This is a genomic window from Fundidesulfovibrio sp. (assembly GCF_058402725.1).
Window position 1 is genome coordinate 1 of record NZ_JBZVFJ010000079.1, and the last position, 18,239, is coordinate 18,239.

21 protein-coding genes are annotated in these 18,239 nt (G+C 69.0%); 20 read left to right on the top strand and 1 reads right to left on the bottom strand.

Features of this window, described 5'->3' with window-relative positions; translation table 11 throughout:
• Positions 1–192 precede the first annotated feature (192 nt).
• From nikB to ACV4UX_RS11470, 7 genes are all read left to right on the top strand, one after another.
• A complete protein-coding gene (gene nikB, locus ACV4UX_RS11440; protein WP_491593411.1) occupies positions 193–1,140 on the top strand; it encodes a nickel ABC transporter permease subunit NikB in 948 nt (315 codons plus the stop codon).
• Positions 1,141–1,145: 5 nt separating this feature from the next.
• Positions 1,146–1,976, top strand: coding sequence for a nickel ABC transporter permease subunit NikC (nikC, locus tag ACV4UX_RS11445; protein WP_491593429.1), 831 nt, complete (start codon positions 1,146–1,148; stop codon positions 1,974–1,976).
• Positions 1,966–2,790 (top strand): ATP-binding cassette domain-containing protein, encoded by an 825-nt coding sequence (locus ACV4UX_RS11450; RefSeq protein ID WP_491593412.1) that lies wholly within the window; start codon positions 1,966–1,968, stop codon positions 2,788–2,790. The genes nikC and ACV4UX_RS11450 overlap by 11 nt, the downstream gene beginning before the upstream one ends.
• Entirely contained in the window at positions 2,787–3,554 is a 768-nt protein-coding gene (locus tag ACV4UX_RS11455) for an ABC transporter ATP-binding protein (RefSeq protein ID WP_491593413.1), read from the top strand. The genes ACV4UX_RS11450 and ACV4UX_RS11455 overlap by 4 nt, the downstream gene beginning before the upstream one ends.
• Before the next feature lie 84 nt (positions 3,555–3,638).
• Entirely contained in the window at positions 3,639–4,400 is a 762-nt protein-coding gene (locus ACV4UX_RS11460; protein ID WP_173080888.1) for an ABC transporter ATP-binding protein, read from the top strand.
• Between the two features lie 61 nt (positions 4,401–4,461).
• Entirely contained in the window at positions 4,462–5,589 is a 1,128-nt protein-coding gene (locus ACV4UX_RS11465) for a branched-chain amino acid ABC transporter substrate-binding protein (RefSeq protein WP_491593414.1), read from the top strand.
• Positions 5,590–5,799: 210 nt separating this feature from the next.
• Positions 5,800–6,147: a DMT family protein gene (locus ACV4UX_RS11470; protein ID WP_491593415.1), complete on the top strand. Its 348-nt coding sequence runs from the start codon at positions 5,800–5,802 to the stop codon at positions 6,145–6,147.
• 140 nt (positions 6,148–6,287) lie between these two features.
• Here ACV4UX_RS11470 and ACV4UX_RS11475 read toward each other — a convergent pair whose 3' ends face one another.
• Positions 6,288–6,602, bottom strand: coding sequence for a thiamine-binding protein (locus tag ACV4UX_RS11475; protein WP_491593416.1), 315 nt, complete (start codon positions 6,600–6,602; stop codon positions 6,288–6,290).
• Positions 6,603–6,769: 167 nt separating this feature from the next.
• On the opposite strand from ACV4UX_RS11475, the gene ACV4UX_RS11480 reads away from it, so the two are divergent.
• The 13 genes from ACV4UX_RS11480 to ACV4UX_RS11540 form a co-directional block, all read left to right on the top strand.
• On the top strand, positions 6,770–7,015 hold the full coding sequence (locus tag ACV4UX_RS11480) for a FitA-like ribbon-helix-helix domain-containing protein (RefSeq protein ID WP_491593417.1): 246 nt from the start codon (positions 6,770–6,772) through the stop codon (positions 7,013–7,015).
• The gene (locus ACV4UX_RS11485) at positions 7,012–7,446 is read left to right on the top strand and encodes a type II toxin-antitoxin system VapC family toxin (RefSeq protein WP_491593418.1); all 435 of its coding nucleotides are present in this window, start codon (positions 7,012–7,014) and stop codon (positions 7,444–7,446) included. Before ACV4UX_RS11480 ends, ACV4UX_RS11485 begins: the two co-directional genes overlap by 4 nt.
• A gap of 14 nt (positions 7,447–7,460) precedes the next feature.
• Complete coding sequence (locus tag ACV4UX_RS11490) at positions 7,461–8,372, top strand: branched-chain amino acid ABC transporter permease (protein WP_491593419.1); 912 nt, start codon at positions 7,461–7,463, stop codon at positions 8,370–8,372.
• On the top strand, positions 8,356–9,561 hold the full coding sequence (locus ACV4UX_RS11495) for an ABC transporter permease subunit (RefSeq protein WP_491593420.1): 1,206 nt from the start codon (positions 8,356–8,358) through the stop codon (positions 9,559–9,561). The genes ACV4UX_RS11490 and ACV4UX_RS11495 overlap by 17 nt, the downstream gene beginning before the upstream one ends.
• Positions 9,562–10,281, top strand: a complete 720-nt coding sequence (locus ACV4UX_RS11500; RefSeq protein WP_491593421.1) for an ABC transporter ATP-binding protein — start codon at positions 9,562–9,564, stop codon at positions 10,279–10,281.
• Positions 10,282–10,357: 76 nt separating this feature from the next.
• Entirely contained in the window at positions 10,358–11,194 is an 837-nt protein-coding gene (locus ACV4UX_RS11505; RefSeq protein WP_491593422.1) for a DMT family transporter, read from the top strand.
• Complete coding sequence (locus tag ACV4UX_RS11510; RefSeq protein WP_491593423.1) at positions 11,191–12,072, top strand: DMT family transporter; 882 nt, start codon at positions 11,191–11,193, stop codon at positions 12,070–12,072. Before ACV4UX_RS11505 ends, ACV4UX_RS11510 begins: the two co-directional genes overlap by 4 nt.
• A gap of 166 nt (positions 12,073–12,238) precedes the next feature.
• Positions 12,239–13,096, top strand: coding sequence for a DMT family transporter (locus tag ACV4UX_RS11515; RefSeq protein WP_491593424.1), 858 nt, complete (start codon positions 12,239–12,241; stop codon positions 13,094–13,096).
• Positions 13,087–13,803 carry a hypothetical protein gene (locus ACV4UX_RS11520; protein WP_491593425.1) on the top strand — a complete coding sequence of 239 codons (717 nt, stop codon included), beginning with the start codon at positions 13,087–13,089 and terminating at the stop codon, positions 13,801–13,803. Before ACV4UX_RS11515 ends, ACV4UX_RS11520 begins: the two co-directional genes overlap by 10 nt.
• 107 nt (positions 13,804–13,910) lie before the next feature.
• Positions 13,911–15,191: a magnesium transporter gene (locus ACV4UX_RS11525; protein ID WP_491593426.1), complete on the top strand. Its 1,281-nt coding sequence runs from the start codon at positions 13,911–13,913 to the stop codon at positions 15,189–15,191.
• 115 nt (positions 15,192–15,306) lie between these two features.
• Positions 15,307–16,581, top strand: a complete 1,275-nt coding sequence (locus tag ACV4UX_RS11530; protein WP_491593427.1) for an Nramp family divalent metal transporter — start codon at positions 15,307–15,309, stop codon at positions 16,579–16,581.
• Between the two features lie 71 nt (positions 16,582–16,652).
• On the top strand, positions 16,653–18,020 hold the full coding sequence (locus ACV4UX_RS11535) for a protoporphyrinogen/coproporphyrinogen oxidase (protein WP_491593428.1): 1,368 nt from the start codon (positions 16,653–16,655) through the stop codon (positions 18,018–18,020).
• Between the two features lie 71 nt (positions 18,021–18,091).
• A partial coding sequence (locus ACV4UX_RS11540) for an aminopeptidase P family N-terminal domain-containing protein (protein ID WP_491593430.1) occupies positions 18,092–18,239 on the top strand: 148 nt, incomplete at its 3' end.

An 18,239-nucleotide genomic window follows, 5' to 3' on the forward strand; every position in this document is an offset into this window, starting at 1 on the left:
GCCGGTGAAGCCCGCGAAGCAATTGCGGGGTCTGGGGGGATCATCCCCCCAGCGGGTGCAGGGCGGAGCCCTGCCGGGAGAGTGCAGAGAGGGCAGCGCCCTCTCTGCCCGCCGGAGGCCTCTCCCGCGCCCCGCGCGTCGCGGCAGTGCCGGGGGGGCGTGGCGGGACAACTTCAACCTGAAGGATACTTCATGGCACGCTACATCCTTGGCCGCCTGGCGATGCTGCCGGTGATCCTGCTGGCGGTGTCGCTGGTGGTGTTTTTGATCCTGCGGATGGCGCCCGGCGATCCTGCGCAGTCTTGGCTGCGGATATCGCAGATTCCGCCCACGGCGGAGAATCTGGTCATGGCGCGGGAGTTGTTGGGGTTGGACCGGCCGTTGCCGGTGCAGTACGTCCTGTGGCTGGAGAAGGCCGCGCGTCTTGATTTCGGCCGTTCGTACGTGACGGGCCGCCCCGTGATGGACGAGATCCTGTATTATCTGCCCGCCACGCTGGAACTGGCGGGGGCGTCGCTGTTGATCACCATGGGGTTGTCCGTGCCGCTGGGCGTGCTGGCTGCGCTCAGAAAGGACAGGTGGCCGGACCATCTGACGCGGGCCATGGCCTTCGCTGGGGTGTCCATCCCCAACTTCTGGTTCGGGTTCCTGCTGGTGTGGCTCTTTTCGATGGAGCTGGGCTGGCTGCCGCCGCTGGGCCGCGGGGGATTGGAACGGCTGGTGATGCCCGCGTTCGCTCTGGCGCTCATGTCGCTGGCGGTGAACACGCGGCTCATCCGGGCGAGCATGCTGGAAACCATGCACCAACGGTATGTATTGTATGCGCGCGCGCGGGGCGTGGGCGAGGGCGCGGTGGTGTGGCGCCACATGTTCGTGAACGCGCTCATTCCGATCCTGACGGCCACGGGGATGCATGTTGGAGAGCTTCTGGGGGGCGCTGTGGTGGTGGAGAGCGTCTTCTCCTGGCCCGGCGTGGGCCGTTTTGCGGTGGGGAGCATCTTCAACAGGGATTTCCCTGTGCTCCAGTGCTTCATGCTGGTGATGACCACCATCTTCGTGGTGTGCAACCTGGCGGTGGACGTGGCCTACGCCGTCGCGGACCCGAGGATGCGCCTGGGCGGCGCGGGAGGCAGGCCGTGAGGCGCATGCTGCGGGAGCACAGGCTGGTCGGCCCGGCCCTGGCCATGGTGGCGCTGCTGGCGTGCATGGCGCTCTTCGCGCCCTGGATGGCCACGCAGGACCCGGACCTCACGGACATCGCGCGCAAGCTGGAACCGCCGAGTTGGGAGGAGCCCCTGGGCACGGACCATCTGGGCCGCTCCATCTGGTCGCGGCTGGTGTACGGCACGCGGGCCTCCATGGGGTCGGTGGCGGTGATCGCGGGGAGCATCCTGGTGCTGGCCTTCGCGGTGGGCGGCCTGTCGGGCTATGCGGGGGGCTGGGTGGACGGGGCGATCATGCGCGTGTGCGACGTGGTGCTCACGTTTCCCACGTTCATCATGGCCCTGTTCCTCATAGGCGTCCTGGGAACGGGGCTGACCAACGTGATCATCGCCATCGTGTTCACGCACTGGGCCTGGTACGCGCGGATGGTGCGCGGCATGGTGCTGCAACTGCGTCACCGGGAGCACGTGCTGGCCGCGCGCGTGGCGGGCACGTCGGGGTTGATGCTTGCGGCGCGCCACATCCTGCCGCCGGTGCTGGCGCAGATGGCGGTGCTGGCCACCCTGGACATCGGGCACATGATGCTCCACGTGTCGGGGCTTTCGTTTTTGGGGCTTGGGGTGCAGCCCCCCACGCCCGAATGGGGGGTGATGATCGGGGACGCGCGCCAGTACATCCGCACCGCGCCGCAGCTGATCCTGTTTCCGGGGCTGATGATCTTTCTCTCGGTGATGGCCTTCAACGTGCTGGGCGACGCCCTGCGCGACCACCTGGACCCCAACCTTGCCGGGGAGCACGACCATGGACATTGAGCGCCTTCTGGAGATCGAGGAACTGCGCGTGGAGACCACGGGGGCCGCGCCCCGGGAGTTGGTGCGCGGCGTGAGCCTCCACGTGGCCCCGGGCGAGGTGCTGGGTCTGGTGGGCGCGTCGGGTTCGGGCAAGTCCCTGACGTGCCTGTCGGTGATGGATCTGCTGCCTCCGGGGGTGCGCCGGTCCGGGGGCCGCGTGCGCGTGGCCGGGCGCGAGACGGTGCGCCGGGGCCGTGACGCGGCCGTGGTGCTCCAGAACCCGTCGAGCTGCTTCGACCCGGTGATGACCGTGCGCGGCCACTTCAAGGAGACCCTGAGGGCGCTGGGAACCGGCTGGGCGCGGGGCGCGGATCTGGCCGGGCAGGCCCTGTCCGAGGCGGGCTTCGAGTCGCCCGGGGCGCTCCTGGGGCTCTATCCCTTCCAGATGAGCGGGGGCATGCTCCAGCGGGTGGCCGTGGCCCTGGCCATGCTGGGCGGGCCGCGCCTGCTCCTGGCCGACGAGCCCACCACGGACCTGGACATGCCCGCCCAGGCGAAGGTGCTGGACCTGATCGACCGGCTGCGCCGCGCACGCGGTCTGGGGGTGCTCCTGGTGACGCACGACCTCTCCGTGGTGGCGCGCCTGGCCGACCGCGTGGCCGTGATGCAGGACGGGCGCATCGTGGAGACCGGTCCGGTGTCCCGGGTGTTCGAGGCCCCGTCGCACCCCTACGCGCGCACGCTGCTGGCTGCGCACCTGGAACTGCACGAGGCCTTCGAGGCCCGGTCCGGAGCCGAGGCCGGGACGGGCGAGCGGGCCGGGGAGGCGGCATGAGCCTCCTGCGACTGGAAAAGGTGCGCAAAGCCTACCGGCGCGGCGGGCTCTTCGGCGGAGGGGAGGTCCACGAGGTGCTGCGCGGAGTGGACCTGGAGCTGCACCCGGGCGAATGCCTGGGGCTGGTGGGGCGCAGCGGCTGCGGCAAGTCCACGCTGGGCCGCGTGGTGCTGGGGCTGGAGCGCCCCGACGCCGGGAGCGTGCGCTTCCGGGGGCGGGAGATCGCCTCGTTGAAGGGTAAGGACTGGAGGGCGTTCCGGCGGCGGGTGCAGGTTGTTTTCCAGAATTTCGTGGGCGCGGTGAATCCGCGCATGACGGCCGGAGAGATCGTGGCCGAGCCGCTGCGCAACTTCGAGGGGCTCGCGGGGGCGGCCCTGGAGCGCCGCGTGGCGGGGCTCCTGGAGATGGTGGGGCTTTCGGCTGGCGATGCGCGCAAGCTGCCCGGGCGGTTCAGCGGCGGCCAGCTCCAGCGGGTGTGCATCGCGCGGGCCGTGGCGCCCGAACCCGAGGTGCTGGTGCTGGACGAATCGGTGAGCTCACTGGACATGCAGGTGCAGGGCCAGATCCTCGATCTTCTGGAGCGGCTGGGGCGCGAGCGGGGCCTGGCGTGCCTGTTCATCTCCCACGATCTGCGGGTGGTCTCGCGGCTGTGCACGCGGCTGGCCGTGATGCGCGAAGGCTTGCTGGAGCACGGCGCCGGGGCGGAGCGTGGCGAGGCCTACACGGAACTGGCCCGGGCGGTGCTGCCCGCGCGCCCTTCCTGATCCGAGCGTCTGACAATCTTGCCAATCCGGGGCCATGCGGGGTACAGGGGCCGTTCCTATCCCCCCAAGGAGCGTTCACCCCGCATGGCCCATCTGGTGTTCGAGGACGTCAGCGTCAGTTTCGGCGGTCTCCAGGCCCTCTCCGAGGTCAGTTTCGAGCTGCGCGAGGGCGAGATCCTGGGGCTCATCGGCCCCAACGGCGCGGGCAAGACCACCGTTTTCAACGTGATCACCGGCGTCTACCGGGTGAGCGCCGGCCGCGCCGCCTACGACGGCCGCACCCTGGCCGGGGAGCCGCCGCATCGCATCCTGGCCATGGGCCTGGCCCGCACCTTCCAGAACATCCGCCTCTTCCAGAACATGACGGCCCTGGAAAACGTGATGATCGCCCGCCACGGCCGCACCGGCGCGGGCGTGCTGGGCGCGGTGCTGCGCCTGCCCTCGCAACAGGCCGAGGAGCGCGCCATCCGGGAGAAGTCCCGCTGGGCGCTCGACTTCATGGGCCTGGGCGACATGGAGTCCGAAGAAGCGCGCAACCTGCCCTACGGCCTGCAGCGCCGCCTGGAGATCGCCCGCGCCCTGGCCAGCGAGCCCCGCACCATCCTGCTGGACGAGCCTGCCGCCGGGCTCAACCCCACGGAGTCGGCGGCGCTCATGAAGGACATCGAGGCCATCCTGGGCCTGGGCGTCAACGTGCTCATGGTGGAGCACGACATGAAGGTGGTCATGGGGCTTTGCACGCGCATCGTGGTGCTGGAGCACGGCGAGAAGATCGCGGAGGGCGCTCCGGCGGACATCCGCAAGGACCCCCGGGTGGTGGAAGCCTACCTGGGCGTGGCCCATTAGACACCCGGCGAGCGCCAAGGTCGGCGCGACCCGTTCGGCATCAACCCATCAGGAGGACGACATGGCGAAACGTTTCACGTGGCTTCTGGCCCTGGCCTTCACCCTCTGCGCGGGCGCGGCCTGGGCGGCCCCGCTCAAGATCGGCGTGCTGGCCCCCATCTCCGGCTCGTCGGCCGCCGACGGCAACGACATCGTCAAGGGCGTGAAGACCGCCGTGGAGGTGTTCAAGGCCGAGGGAGGAGTCCCCGGCTTCGACGCCATCGAGGTGGAAGTGCAGGACAGCGCCTGCGACCCCCGCCAGGCCGTTGCCGGCGCCAACAAGCTGGCCAACTCCAAGGTGGCGGGCGTGATCGGGGCCTACTGCTCCTCGGCCACCATCCCCGCCTCCGACGTGCTCAACGAAGAAAAGATCACCATGATCACCCCGGCCTCCACCAACCCCAAGGTCACCCAGCGCGGCTACAAGTACATGTACCGCATGTGCGGCCTGGACATCCACCAGTCCGACGCGGCCGCCAAGTTCATGAAGGACCAGCTCAAGGCCAAGAGCGTCTTCATCGTGGACGACAAGACCACCTACTCCCAGCACCTGGCCGAGTACGTGGCCGAGGAAGCCAAGAAGCTGGGCATCACCGTGGCCGCCCATGAACACGTGAACGAAGGCGACATGGACTACTCCGCCATCCTCACCAAGGTGAAGGCCGCCAATCCCGACGTGTTCTACATGAGCCTGCAGAACAACTCCGCCGGCATCCGCATGATCAAGCAGTTCCGTCAGCTCGGCCTCAAGTGCGCCGTGCTCTCCCAGGATGCCGTGTACCATCCCAACTTCATCAAGGAAGCCCCCGAACAGGCCCAGGGCGTGTTCTTCACCTTCGGCTACGCCGACAAGAACTCCCCGGTCTACAAGAAGTTCCTGGACAAATACACCGCCATGCACGGCGAGCCCGGCGCGTACTCGGCCTACGCCTTCGACTCGGCCTACGCCCTGCTCACCGCCATCAAGGCCGCCAAGTCCACCAAGGCCGACGCCATCCGCGCGGAGCTCATGAAGCTCAACCTGCCCGGCGCGTCCAAGGTCATCAAGTTCCAGGACAACGGCGACTCCGGCTCCAACTACGTGGTCTTCAAGGTGGAAGGCGACAAGTTCAAGGAATTCTGGAACCCCGCCACCGGCAAGCTGTTCTAGCGCGGACGACGAACTACGCAACCCGGGGGATCGCCGCGCGCGCGGCGGTCCCCTTTTGCGTGGCGTGGACGGAAGCGCGGTCGTGGGAGAAGCCTCCGGCGGGCAAAGGGCTGCGCCCTCTGCACTCCCTGGTTGCTTCGCGACGGCGAGGGGACCGGCCCATCGAACGAATCAACCCTTCAACAGACGTCCGCCCCCGGGAACCCAAGCATGTTCAACCGCACCGTCCTCATCACCGTCGGCCTGCTCATCGCCTCCAACGTGTTCATGACCTTCGCCTGGTACGCGCACCTGAAGAACCTGCACGCGCGGCCCTGGTGGCTCGCCGCGCTCTTCTCCTGGGGCATCGCCCTCTTCGAATACCTGCTCCAGGTGCCCGCCAACCGCATCGGCTACACCACGCTCAGCCTGCCGCAGCTCAAGATCCTGCAGGAGGTGATCACCCTCTCGGTGTTCGCGCCCTTCTCCATCTGGTACATGAACCAGCCCCTCAAGCTCGACCACCTCTGGGCCGGGCTCTGCCTGGTGGGCGCGGTCTACTTCATCTTCCGGTCCTGAGGACGCTGCGAAAGAACGCCGCCCCGGAGGGCGGCGGGAAACGGCGGGACGCAGAAGCGCACTCCCCAGGGCGCGACGGGAGAGAGCCGCTTGAAGCGGCGGGATCGCAAGCGGCCCGCGCACCGGCGCCAAGGCATCGCTCAGGGAGCGGCAGTCTCCCCGGCCGGGCGTTCCCGGGCGGACGCGGCCTGGCCCGACAGGTGGCCCTGCCTGCCCTTGCGCCAGTGGATGCGCAGCTCGATGAGCAAATGTGCGGAGTCCTTCGAGTTCTCCTCGAAGCACCGGGTGGCCAGTTCCATGAGTTGCTGCCAGCTCCCCTCCACCACCGTGACCGTGGGGCCTGTCTGGTAGGGCAGGCCGCTCGCGCGCACCACCTCCACCATCCGGGCGATGTGCTGGCTGATGGCCTCGTTCCTGTCCAGGGGGATCATCCGGAAATCCATGACGCAGGGCATGTCGCACCTCCTGCCTGTTGGTCCGTCGAGACCCGACGCCGGTTACACCCGCCCGCACCCTACCCCGTCGCCCCGGCCAGCGCCAGCGCAGGCAGCTCCACCGACCGCCTTGCCCGATCTCCCGGCCGGTGCTATCATTGATAGCATCCGGCCCGGAGGACAACGAAATGGCCCAGCTCATCGTGAGAAACCTTGACGAAGACCTTGTTCGTCTGCTCAAACAGCGGGCCGCCGCGAAGGGCGTGAGCGTGGAGTCCGAGCACAGGCGCATCCTGGAGGAGGCCCTGCGCCCCGGAGCCGAAGACTTCTGGGACATGGCCCGCAGGCTCCAGGAATCCTCCAGGCCCCAGAAGACGGACAGCGCCGAACTCATCCGCCAGGAGCGCGACCGCAGAGCCGGATTCGTGACATGACCCATACCGTTGTCGTGGACGCCAGCGTGGCCGTGAAATGGCTGGTGCGCGAACCCGACAGCGACCGGGCCTTCGCCCTGCGCATGCTGCGCATGGTCGCACCGGCGCTGCTCGTGGCGGAATGCGGCAGCGCGCTGTGGCGCAAGGTCAAGGCGGGCGATCTGGACGCGGACGATGCGGCGCCAAGGCTCAGAGTGTTGCGCGGCGCCCCCGTGATTCTCCAGCCCGACCACGAACTGGCCCAGCAGGCCCTGCCTCTGGCGGTGGAACTCGAACACCCGATTTACGACTGCATGTACGTGGCCCTGGCGATCGAACTTGCCGCCCCGCTGATCACGGCGGACAAGAAGCTGGCCTCCCTGATCCGCAACAGGATGCCGGACCGGTGCCGGGTGATCGGCCTGCACGAGATAGAAACACAGCTTTACTGAGACACACACCGCACATGGACTTCTTTCTCCAGCAGCTCATCAACGCCGTGACCCTGGGGGGGTTCTACGCCCTCATCGCCCTGGGCTACACCATGGTCTACGGCATCATCCAGCTCATCAACTTCGCCCACGGCGAGTTCTTCGCCGCGGGCGGCTACATGGGCGTGATCCTCCTGGCCTGGATGGACTCCCAGGGCTACATGCGCACCCACCCCTGGCTGTGTCTCACCGTGGCCTTCCTCCTGGCCATGGCCTACTGCGCCGTGCTGGCCATGGGCGTGGAAAAGGTGGCCTACAAGCCCCTGCGGCGCGCCTCCAAGCTCTCGGTGCTCCTCTCGGCCCTGGGAATGTCCATTTTTCTGCAGAACGGGCTCATGCTCACCCAGGGCGTCTACGACAAGACCTACCCCGGCGTGTACGCCAAGGGCGCTCTCCAGGTGGGCGGGTTCAACCTCACCTACCTCCAGCTCATCGCCCTGGCGCTCACGGCCCTGCTCATGGTGGGGCTCAACCTCCTGGTGTTCCGCACGCGCCTGGGCAAGGCCATGCGCGCCACCGCCCAGGACCGCGTGATGGCCACCCTGGTGGGCATCAGCTCCGACCGCATCATCTCCGTCACCTTCGCCATCGGCGCGGCCCTGGCCGCCGCCTCGGGCATCCTGGTGGGGCTCTACTACGGCTCCGTGCGTTTCGACATGGGCTTCGTGCCCGGCATCAAGGCCTTCGCCGCCGCCGTGCTGGGCGGGGTGGGCTCCATCACCGGGGCCATGCTGGGCGGCCTGATCATCGGCGCCACGGAAATCTTCACCGCGGCCTACATCTCCGGCGAATACAAGGACGTGTTCGCCTTCGTGATCCTCATCGCGGTGCTCTACTTCCGGCCCACCGGCCTTCTGGGCGAGAACATCAATGACACCCGCGTCTAAGGGGCTTCCCGCCAAGCTGGCCTTCGGGGCCTTGTGGGTCTACCTGCTCGTGTGGCCCATGACCGGCATCGGCGCGCAGGGGCTCGACTTCGTCCCGGCGGCGAAGATCACCGGAGCGGCCCTGCTGGGCGTGCTGGCCTGCCTGGGTCTGTGGCGGCTCAACCGCGCCGGGGGCGACCAGCTGGGACGCCTGGGCCGGGGCGTCTCCGGGGCTGCGGCCCGCGTGCCCGTGAAGCTGGCCCTCTGGGGCGGCCTCGCGGCCCTGCTCGTCTTCCCGCTGCTCAGCTCGCGCTACGGACAGGACGTGGCCATCAACGTGCTGGTCTACGTGACCCTGGGCCTGGGACTCAACGTGGTGGTGGGCCTGGCCGGGCTCCTGGACCTGGGCTACATCGCCTTCTACGGCGTGGGGGCCTACACCTACGCCCTGCTCTCGGTGCACTACGAGCTTTCCTTCTGGCTTGCCCTGCCCCTGTGCGCCGTGCTGGCCGCCCTGGCCGGCTGCCTGATCGGCTACCCCACCCTGCGCATGCGCGGCGACTACCTGGCCATCGTCACCCTGGGCTTCGGGGAGATCCTGCGCCTGGTGCTCAACAACTGGATGAAGCTCACCGGCGGCCCCAACGGCATCCTTGGGGTCAAACCGGCTGCGGTCTGGCTGCCCGACCCCGAGGAGGGCTGGGAGCTCACGCGCATGCTGGTGAAGAGCCCGCAATCACAATATTACCTCATCCTGGCCATCGCGCTCTTCACGGTGCTGGCAGTGCGCCGCCTGGGCGATTCGCGCATCGGCCGCGCCTGGGAGGCCATCCGCGAGGACGAAACGGCCGCCTCCATCATGGGCGTGGACACCTTCCGCCTGAAGCTGCTGGCCTACGCCATGGGCGCGGTGTTCGGCGGCCTGGCCGGGGCCTTCTTCGCGGCCAAGATGCGCTTCGTGTCCCCGGGGTCGTTCACGTTCATCGAGTCGGCCATGGTGCTGGCCATGGTGGTGCTGGGCGGCATGGGCTCGGTGCCGGGCATCGTGCTGGGGGCGCTGGCGCTCATCGCGCTGCCGGAATTCTTCCGCGATTTCGAGAACTACCGCATGCTCGTCTTCGGAGCGGCCATGGCGCTCATGATGCTCTTCCGCCCCGCCGGGCTCATCCCGGCCAAGCGCCTGGGCAAGCGCTCCGAGGAGGACCACTAGATGGACGCCCCCATCCTGGAGCTGCGCGGCCTCTCGGCCGGCTGGGGCCGCGCCCCCGCTGTGAAGGAGCTGGACCTCGCCGTGGCCCAAGGCGAGATCGTGACCATCATCGGGGCCAACGGGGCGGGCAAGTCCACCACGCTCATGGCCATCTCGGGCATTCTCAAGCCCATGGCCGGGCAGGTGCTCTACCAGGGGCGCGACGCCTCTGCCGTGCCTCCCGAGGAACTGCCCGCCATGGGCCTGTGCCAGGTGCCCGAGGGGCGGCGCATCTTCCCCCGCCTCACCGTGGCCGAAAACCTGGAAATGGGGGCCTTCCGCCGCCGCGACCACGACGCCGTGCGCCACGACATGGAACGCGTGTTCGAACTCTTCCCGCGCCTCAAGGAGCGCGAGCGCCAGCAGGGCGGCACGCTCTCCGGCGGCGAGCAGCAGATGCTGGCCATCGGCCGCGCCCTCATGGGCAGGCCCAGGCTCCTTCTCCTGGACGAGCCCTCGCTGGGCCTGGCCCCGCTCATCGTGGAGCACATCTTCTCCATCATCCGCCGCGTCAACGAGACCGAGGGCATGACCGTGCTCCTCGTGGAGCAGAACGCCAACCTGGCCCTCAAGCTGGCCCACCGGGGCTACGTGATGGAGACAGGGCGCATCGTGCTCTCCGGCACCGGACGCGAACTCCTGGACAATCCCGACATCCGCCGGGCCTACCTGGGCGAATAGCCCGACCCCGAGGCCATCCCATGCCTATCGCGTCCGTCGCGGCCCCGCCGCATTGCCGCGCGTCCGGAGGCCGTCCGTGACCCGCGCCTCGGCGACCCTCGCCCTTGTGGTAACCGCCCTGCTCTGGAGCGTGGGCGGCGTGTTCATCAAGAGCGTGGAGTGGAACCCCCTGGCCATCGCGGGCACGCGCTCGGGCATCGCCGCGCTCTTCATGCTGGCCGTGCTGGGCAGGCCCCGCATCCGCCCGAGCTGGCCCCTGCTGGGCGCGGCCCTGTCCACCTCCCTCACCCTGCTGCTCTTCGTGTGCGCCACGCGCCTGACCACCGCCGCCAACGCCGTGGTGCTCCAGTACCTGGCCCCCCTCTGGGTGGCCATCCTGGCCCCGAAATTCCTGGGCGAGCCCACCCGGGGGCGCGACTGGCTCTGCCTGGCCCTGGCCCTGGCGGGCATGACCCTCTTCTTCTGGGGCGACATCTCCCCCGACGGGAAGCTCGGCATTATCCTGGCCCTGGCCTCCAGCCTGACCTTCGCGGGCATCCCCCTGTGCCTGCGCAAGCTGGGCGACCAGGGCGGACAGACCGAGGCCGTGCTCCTGGGCAACGCCCTGCTGGCCCTGGGCTGCCTGCCCTTCTGCTTCCAGGGCCCCTGGCCGGACATCAAGGGCGTGGGCGCGCTCCTGGTGCTGGGCGTGGTGCAGACCGGGCTGGCCTACTACCTCTACACCCGGGCCATCCGCCACGTGCGCGCCCTGCCCGCCATGATCATCCCGGTGATCGAGCCCATCCTCAACCCCGTGTGGGTGTTCCTCTTCCTGGGCGAGGCCCCCTCGTCCACGGCCCTGGCTGGCATGGCCGTGGTGCTGGGCGCGGCCACCGTGCAGGGGCTCCTGGCCGTGAAGGACAGGGGCCGGTGAGACTGACCACCGTCAAGCTCTTCGCCACGGCGGTGATCTGGGGCGGCACGTTCATCGCCGGGCGCATGCTCGGCCCCGAGATCGCCCCCCTCTCGGCCTCGTTTTTGCGCTTCGTGGCCGCCAACCTCTTCCTGGTCCCCCTGTGGCTGCTCACCGAGGGCAGGCCCAAGCGACCCGGCGGGGGCACCGCGCTCCTGGTGCTGGGCCTGGGGGCCACTGGCGTGTTCGGCTACAACGTCTTCTTCCTCTGGGGCCTCAAGAGCGTGCCTGCGGCGCGCGCGGCCATGATCGTGGCGGGCAACCCGGTGTTCATCGCCCTGCTCTCGCGCCTGTTCTTCAAGGAGCCCCTGGGCCGCGTGAAGGCCCTGGGCGTGTGCCTGTGCATCCTGGGGGCCTCGGTGGTCATCGGGCGGGGCAACCCGCTGGAGGTCTTCTCCGGGGCCGTCACCCTGGGCGACGCGGCCATCGTGGGGGCCATGCTCACCTGGGTGGCCTATTCGCTGCTGGGCAAGCGCGTCATGGGAAGGCTCTCGCCCCTGGCCGCCGTGACTCTCTCCTGCCTGGCGGGCATGTGCATGCTCCTGCCCCCGGCCCTGGCCGAGGGACTGGCCGAGCAGGCGGCCGGGCTCTCCTGGAAAGGCTGGGCGGCCATCGCCTACCTGGGCTTCTTCGGAACGGGGCTGGGCTTCCTCTGGTTCTACCAGGGCATCCAGCGCCTGGGGGCCTCGCGGGCGGCGGTGTTCATCAACTTCGTGCCCGTCTCCGCCGCCGTGCTGGGCGCTGCGCTGCTGGGCGAGCCCGTGGACGCCTCCATCATCGCGGGGGGCGCGCTGGTGCTCACCGGCGTGGCCCTGGCCAACCGGCCGCCCAAATCCTGACGGACTCCCGCCGGGTGACAAATCCAGGCCCAGGAGCTTGAGAGCCGCTTACGGGCGACAAGCCGACTTTCCCGGCTGCTTTCAGGCCTGACGGCCAATCCTACCGGACCGGTTCGCTAGCGATTCTCCTTCCCATGGGGGGGGCTACGGGGTACAAGCTCCCGCCATGTTCTCGGGATACCTGCTCGTGGCTTCGGCGGCCCTGCTCTGGGGCATGATCGGCCCCCTCTCCAAGTTGGCCATCCAGGAGGGCATGACGCCCCTGGAAGTCGCCTTCTGGCGCGCCTCCATGGCCTGGGTGCTCTATGCCGGGCACGCCCTGGCCCTGCGCCGCGTGCGCGTGGACATGAAGGACCTCCCCTGGGTGGGGCTCTTCGGCGTGGCCTGCATCTTCGGGCTCTTCGCCAGCTACGTGCTGGCCGTGCGCGCGGGCGGGGCGGCGCTGGCCTCGGTGCTGCTCTACACGGCCCCGGCGTGGGTGGCCCTGCTGGCCTGGAAGCTCCTCAAGGAGCGCATGACCGCCGTGAAGCTCACCGCCGTGGCCGCCACCCTGGCGGGCGTGGCGGGCGTGAGCCTGGGCCACGGCCTGGACGGCCCGGTGAACACCACGGCCATCGCCATGGGCCTGCTCTCGGGGCTCACCTACGCGCTCTACTACATCTTCGGGAAGCTCCTGCTGGGGCGCTACCCCACGCCCACCATCTTCCTCTACGCCCTGCCCGTGGGCGCGGCCTGCATGACGCCCTTTTTCAGCTTCGGCCCGCGCAGCCCCCAGGCCTGGATCTCCTGCGCCGTGCTGGCGGCCATGAGCACCTACGGGGCCTATTCGCTCTACTACGCGGGCCTGCGGCGCATCGAGGCCAGCCGCGCGGCCGTGATCGCCACGCTGGAGCCCGTGGTGGCGGCCCTGCTGGCCTTCTCGCTCTTCGACGAGCGCTTCACGCCCCTGGGCTACGCGGGCTCGGCGCTCATCCTGGCCGCCGTGCTCCTGACCATCCTCGGAGGCAGACGCCCATGTACCTGACCCACCCCGTCCCCCCCGGCCTGCGCATCCTGGACGACGCCCCCGTCCCGGCCCCGGACCCCGACCTCCTGGCCCGGACGGACGCCCTCTGGGAACAAGAACGCCTGAAGCGCCCCGGACTCTACGACGGGCGCATCTTCAGCCTGGCGGGGATGGAGGGCGGCGCGCTCCACGGCTTCGCCGCGCCCTACCGCTGGCATGTGGCCCGCTGCCGCGAGCCGGAACGCTTCGCGGCCCTGCCCGTGCGCTCCCTGGCCGTGATGGGGCTGGTGACGGCCTCGGGGCATCTCTTCTTCGGGCTGCGCAAGACCTCCCTGGCCATCGAGGGCGGGCTCTGGGAGACGGCCCCGGCGGGCACGCTGCACCTTGGGCTAAGGGAAGGCGACGGCTCGCTCTCCTGGCGCGGCCTCTTCCTGGAGGAGCTGCGCGAGGAGCTGGGCGTCTCGGCTCCGGCCGCTTCGCTGCGCCCCGTGGCCCTGGTGGAGGACACGCAGACGGGCATCTGGGAGCTGGGCGTGGCCGTGGACCTCCAGGCCGACCATCGCGACGTGCTGGGGGCCTGGGCCATGCTCGACGCCACCGAGCACTCGGAGCTGGCCGCCGTGCCCCTGGCCGACGTGCCCCGCTTCGTGCGGGAGCGCGGCCCCTCCCTGGTGGGGGCCTGCCCGCACCTGGTGCGCGCGGGAGGCTTCTCCGAAGCTCCCTGAGCCCCGCGCCGTCTCGGACGGTCCTTATTTTGCTACGGCGGGTTGCCGTCGCCGGTTCCTTGGGGTAGTGCAGCGCTGCCGCGCAACGCGCCCCCGAAGGAACCGCCATGGCAGCAAGCAACGCCTCCTATTTCGCCAGCGCCCTTTTGGGCAGACCCATCATCGACAAGCAGGGCCGGCCCCTGGGCGTGCTCCAAGACCTCTCCATGGAGCGCGGCGAGCGCCTGCCCTACATCGCCGGGCTCGTCGCGCGCAAAGGCCAGGAGATGACCTGCATCCCCTGGATCGCCGTGGACCTCTTCAACGCCTACGTCATCGCCGTTGACCTGGAACGCGCCCCGGCCGAGCCCTTCGATCCCGACGGCGAGGGCGTGATCCTCGTGCGCCGCGACATCATGGACAAGCAGATCGTGGACGTGGAGGGCGCGCGGCTGGTGCGCGTCAACGACCTCAAGGTGGAAGGCTGCCTGGACGCCCTGTGCGTAACGGCCGTGGACACGGGCGTGCGCGGCCTGGCCCGCAGGCTGGGCCAGGAGCGGCTCTGGGGCTTCGTCTCCGGGCTCTTCCGCAAGGATTTGCCCCACAAGGAGATCAGCTGGCAGTTCGTGCAGCCCCTGGACGACAAGGTCACCTCGCTCTCGCTCACGGTGAGCCGCGACAAGCTCGTGGACATGCACCCGGCGGACCTGGCCGAGATCATCTCCCAGCTGCCCCACGAGGACGCCGAGAAGATGCTCCTCTCCCTGGACGACGAGACCGCGGGCGAGGCCCTGGCCGAGATGGAGCCCGAGGAGGGCGGAAGGCTCCTCTCGCGCATGGAGAAGGAACGCGCCTCCGACATCCTGGAGGAGATGGCCCCGGACGAGGCCGCCGACGTGCTCACCGAGCTGCCCGACGACGAGGCCCAGGAACTCCTGGGGCTCATGGACGCCGAGGACGCCGAGAAGGTCCAGGAACTCCTGGAGCACGAGGAGGATACGGCGGGCGCGCTCATGGTCAACGAGTTCTTCGCCCTGCCTCCCTCCCTGACCGCCGAGGAGGCCCTGGGGCACATCCGCTCCAAGGCCCTGGAGACGGAGCTCATCTACTACGTCTACGTGCTTGGCGAGGACCAGCGCCCCCTGGGCGTTGCCAGCCTGCGCGAGATCCTGGGCGCGCCGCCCCAGGCGACCCTCGGGGAGATCATGAGCCAGTCCATCAAGGCCGTGCACACCGACTCCACCGCCGACGAGGCCCTGGAGATGGTGGAGAAGTACGGCTTGTGGGCCGTTCCCGTGCTGGGCGAGGACGGCTCCCTGGAGGGCGTGATCACCGCCGACGACATGCTCAGCCACTCGCTGCGCGACAGCAACCGCCGCAAGCGCTTCCGGGCCAAGCGCAGCTTCTAGTGCCGCGCCCTCACGATCCGTGCGGACGGATTGCCAAGACAAACAACCAAAACCATTGATTTTCATCTTGAAAAACAAGTCAAGTTTTTCAAGATCGCGCCCCGAGGAGAATTTCATGGCCGCCGTCCTGCGCAAGCTCTCGCGCCGCAACATCCTGCTCTTCCTGAGCATCCTCGGCCCCGGCATCATCACCGCCAACGTGGACAACGACGCCGGCGGCATCACCACCTATTCCCTGGCAGGGGCGCGCTACGGCTACGGCCTGCTCTGGATGATGCTGCCCACCATGGCCGCCCTGGTGGTGGTGCAGGAGATGTGCGCCCGCATGGGCGCGGTGACCGGCAAGGGCCTCTCGGACCTCATCCGCGAACGCTTCGGCGTGGGCGTCACCTTCTATGTGATGATCGCCCTCTACCTGACCAACCTGGGCAACACCGTCTCGGAATTCGCGGGCATCGCCGCAAGCCTGGAAATCTTCGGGGTGAGCCGCTTCGTCTCCGTGCCCCTCTCGGCGGCGGCCGTGTGGCTGCTCATCGTGAAGGGCTCCTACCGGATCGTGGAGAAGGTGTTCCTCTTCGCCTGCCTGATCTATCTGGCCTACCCCGTGGCCGCCATCCTGGCCAAGCCCGACTGGATGGAGGTGGCCCGCGCCGCCGTGGTCCCGGACATCCGCTGGGACGGCGGCTACGTGACCATGATGATCGCCATGGTGGGCACCACCATCGCCCCCTGGATGCAGTTCTACCAGCAGGCCACGGTGGTGGAGAAGGGCATCACCCGCGAGCAGTACGCCTTCGCCCGCCTGGACGTGATCGTGGGCTGCTTTCTGGCCATCGTGGTGGCCTTCTTCATCGTGGCCTCGTGCGCGGCGGCCATCCACCAGCAGGGCCTCACCGTGGAGACCGCCGCCGACGCAGCCCAGGCCCTGGCCCCGGCCGCCGGCCCCTACGCCACGCTGCTCTTCGCCGTGGGGCTCTTCAACGCCTCGCTCTTCGCGGCGTGCGTGCTGCCGCTTTCCACGGCCTACTACATCTGCGAGGGCATGGGCTGGGAGCTGGGCGTGGACAAGAGTTTCCGGGAGGCCCCCCAGTTCTTCGGGCTCTTCACCCTGTCCATCGTGCTCTCGGCCCTGGTGATCATGGTCCCGGACGCGCCGCTTTTGGCCATCATGTACCTCTCTCAGGTGGTCAACGGGGCCGTGCTCCCGGCCGTGCTGGCGCTCATGCTGCTCATCGTCAACGACCGGCGGATCATGGGCTCCTTCGTCAACGGTCCGGCGTTCAACGCGGTCTCCTGGTTCACGGTGGGGGTGGTCACGCTGCTCACGCTCATCCTCACGGCCGACGCCGTGTGGCCGGGCTTCATGGACCTCCTCCTGCCCAGGGGCTGACCCCCGCCGACGCGCCGCACGAATCGGCGCGAAGTTTGCATTTCGACTCCGACCATCCCGGGAGGACCACCATGCGCACGCAATACCTCATCGTCGGAGCCGGACCCACGGGGCTGGGCGCGGCCCGGCGTCTATCGGAACTGGGCATCCGCGACTTCCTGGTGCTCGAAGCCAAGGACCACCCCGGCGGCCTGGCCGCCAGCTACCGCGACGCCAAGGGCTTCACCTGGGACGTGGGCGGCCACGTGGTGTTCTCCCATTACGAATACTTCGACCGCATGCTCGAAGACGTGCTGGGCGCGGAGTACCTGGAGCACCGCCGCGAGGCCTGGGTGCGCATCGCCAAACGCTGGGTGCCCTACCCCTTCCAGAACAACATCCGCCACCTGCCCCCCGAAATGGCCTGGGACTGCGTGCGCGGCCTCCTGCCCCACGTGCGCCCGGCCCTGCAGAACGACCATCCCGCCCACTTCCGGGAATGGATCGAGCACGTCTTCGGCCCGGGGCTGGCCCGGCACTTCATGCTGCCCTACAATTTCAAGGTGTGGGCCACCCCGCCCGAGGCCATGGACTACCGCTGGATCGGCGAACGCGTGAGCGTGATCGACCTGGAAAGGACCCTGGAAAACCTCGTGCTGGCCAAGGACGACGTGAACTGGGGCCCCAACAGCAGCTTCCGCTTCCCCCTCACGGGCGGCACGGGCGAGATCTACCGCCGCGTGGCCGCGCGCCTGGGCGACCACATCCGCTACGGCCGCAACGTCACCCGCGTGGACGCGCGCGCAAAGACCGTCCACTGCGACACCGGCGAGGCCTACGCCTACGAGAAGCTCCTCACCACCGGCCCCCTGGACATCCTGGCCCGCGAGCGCCTGACGGACGCCCCCGACGCCGTGCGCGAGGCCGCCTCGGGCCTGGCGCACTCCGGCGGCTGGATCGGCGGCGTGGGCGTGGAAGGCCCCAAGACCGACTCCCACTGCTGGATGTACTTCCCCGAGTCCGACAATCCTTTCTACCGCGTCACCAACTTCCACCACTACTCGCCCAACAACACCCCGGACCCCGACGGCATGACGGTGCGACACCGCGCCTACATGACCGAGGTGAGCTTCTCCGAACACAAGCCCGAACCCGCCTCCCACCTGGACAGCGTGGTGGACGGTCTTGTAAACGTCTCGCTCATGGCCGAATCGGAACGCGACGCCGTCGTCTCCACCTGGGAGATGCGCCTCGACTACTCCTACCCCGTGCCCACCCTGGGCCGCGACGCCGCCCTGCGCGCCGTCCAGCCCTGGCTGGAAGCCCAAGGCATCTTCTCGCGCGGGCGCTTCGGGGGCTGGAAGTACGAGGTGAGCAACATGGACCACTCCGTCATGCAGGGCGTGGAGTGGGCCGAACGCATGGCGCTCGGAAAGCCGGAAACCACCTACGCCCTCTGAGGACTCCCGTGAGCTTCGAACCCTTCGCCCCCGCCGTCTTCCAGAACCGGCGGGAAAAACTGCGCGCGCGCATGCGCCAGGCCGGACACAAGGCCCTGCTCGTCTCCCACGCCGCCAACCGCTTCTACCTGAGCGGCTTCGAGCTGTCGGACTCCCAGTGCAACGAGTCCTCGGGCATGCTCCTCATCCGCCTGGACGGACCCGACAAGCTCCTCACGG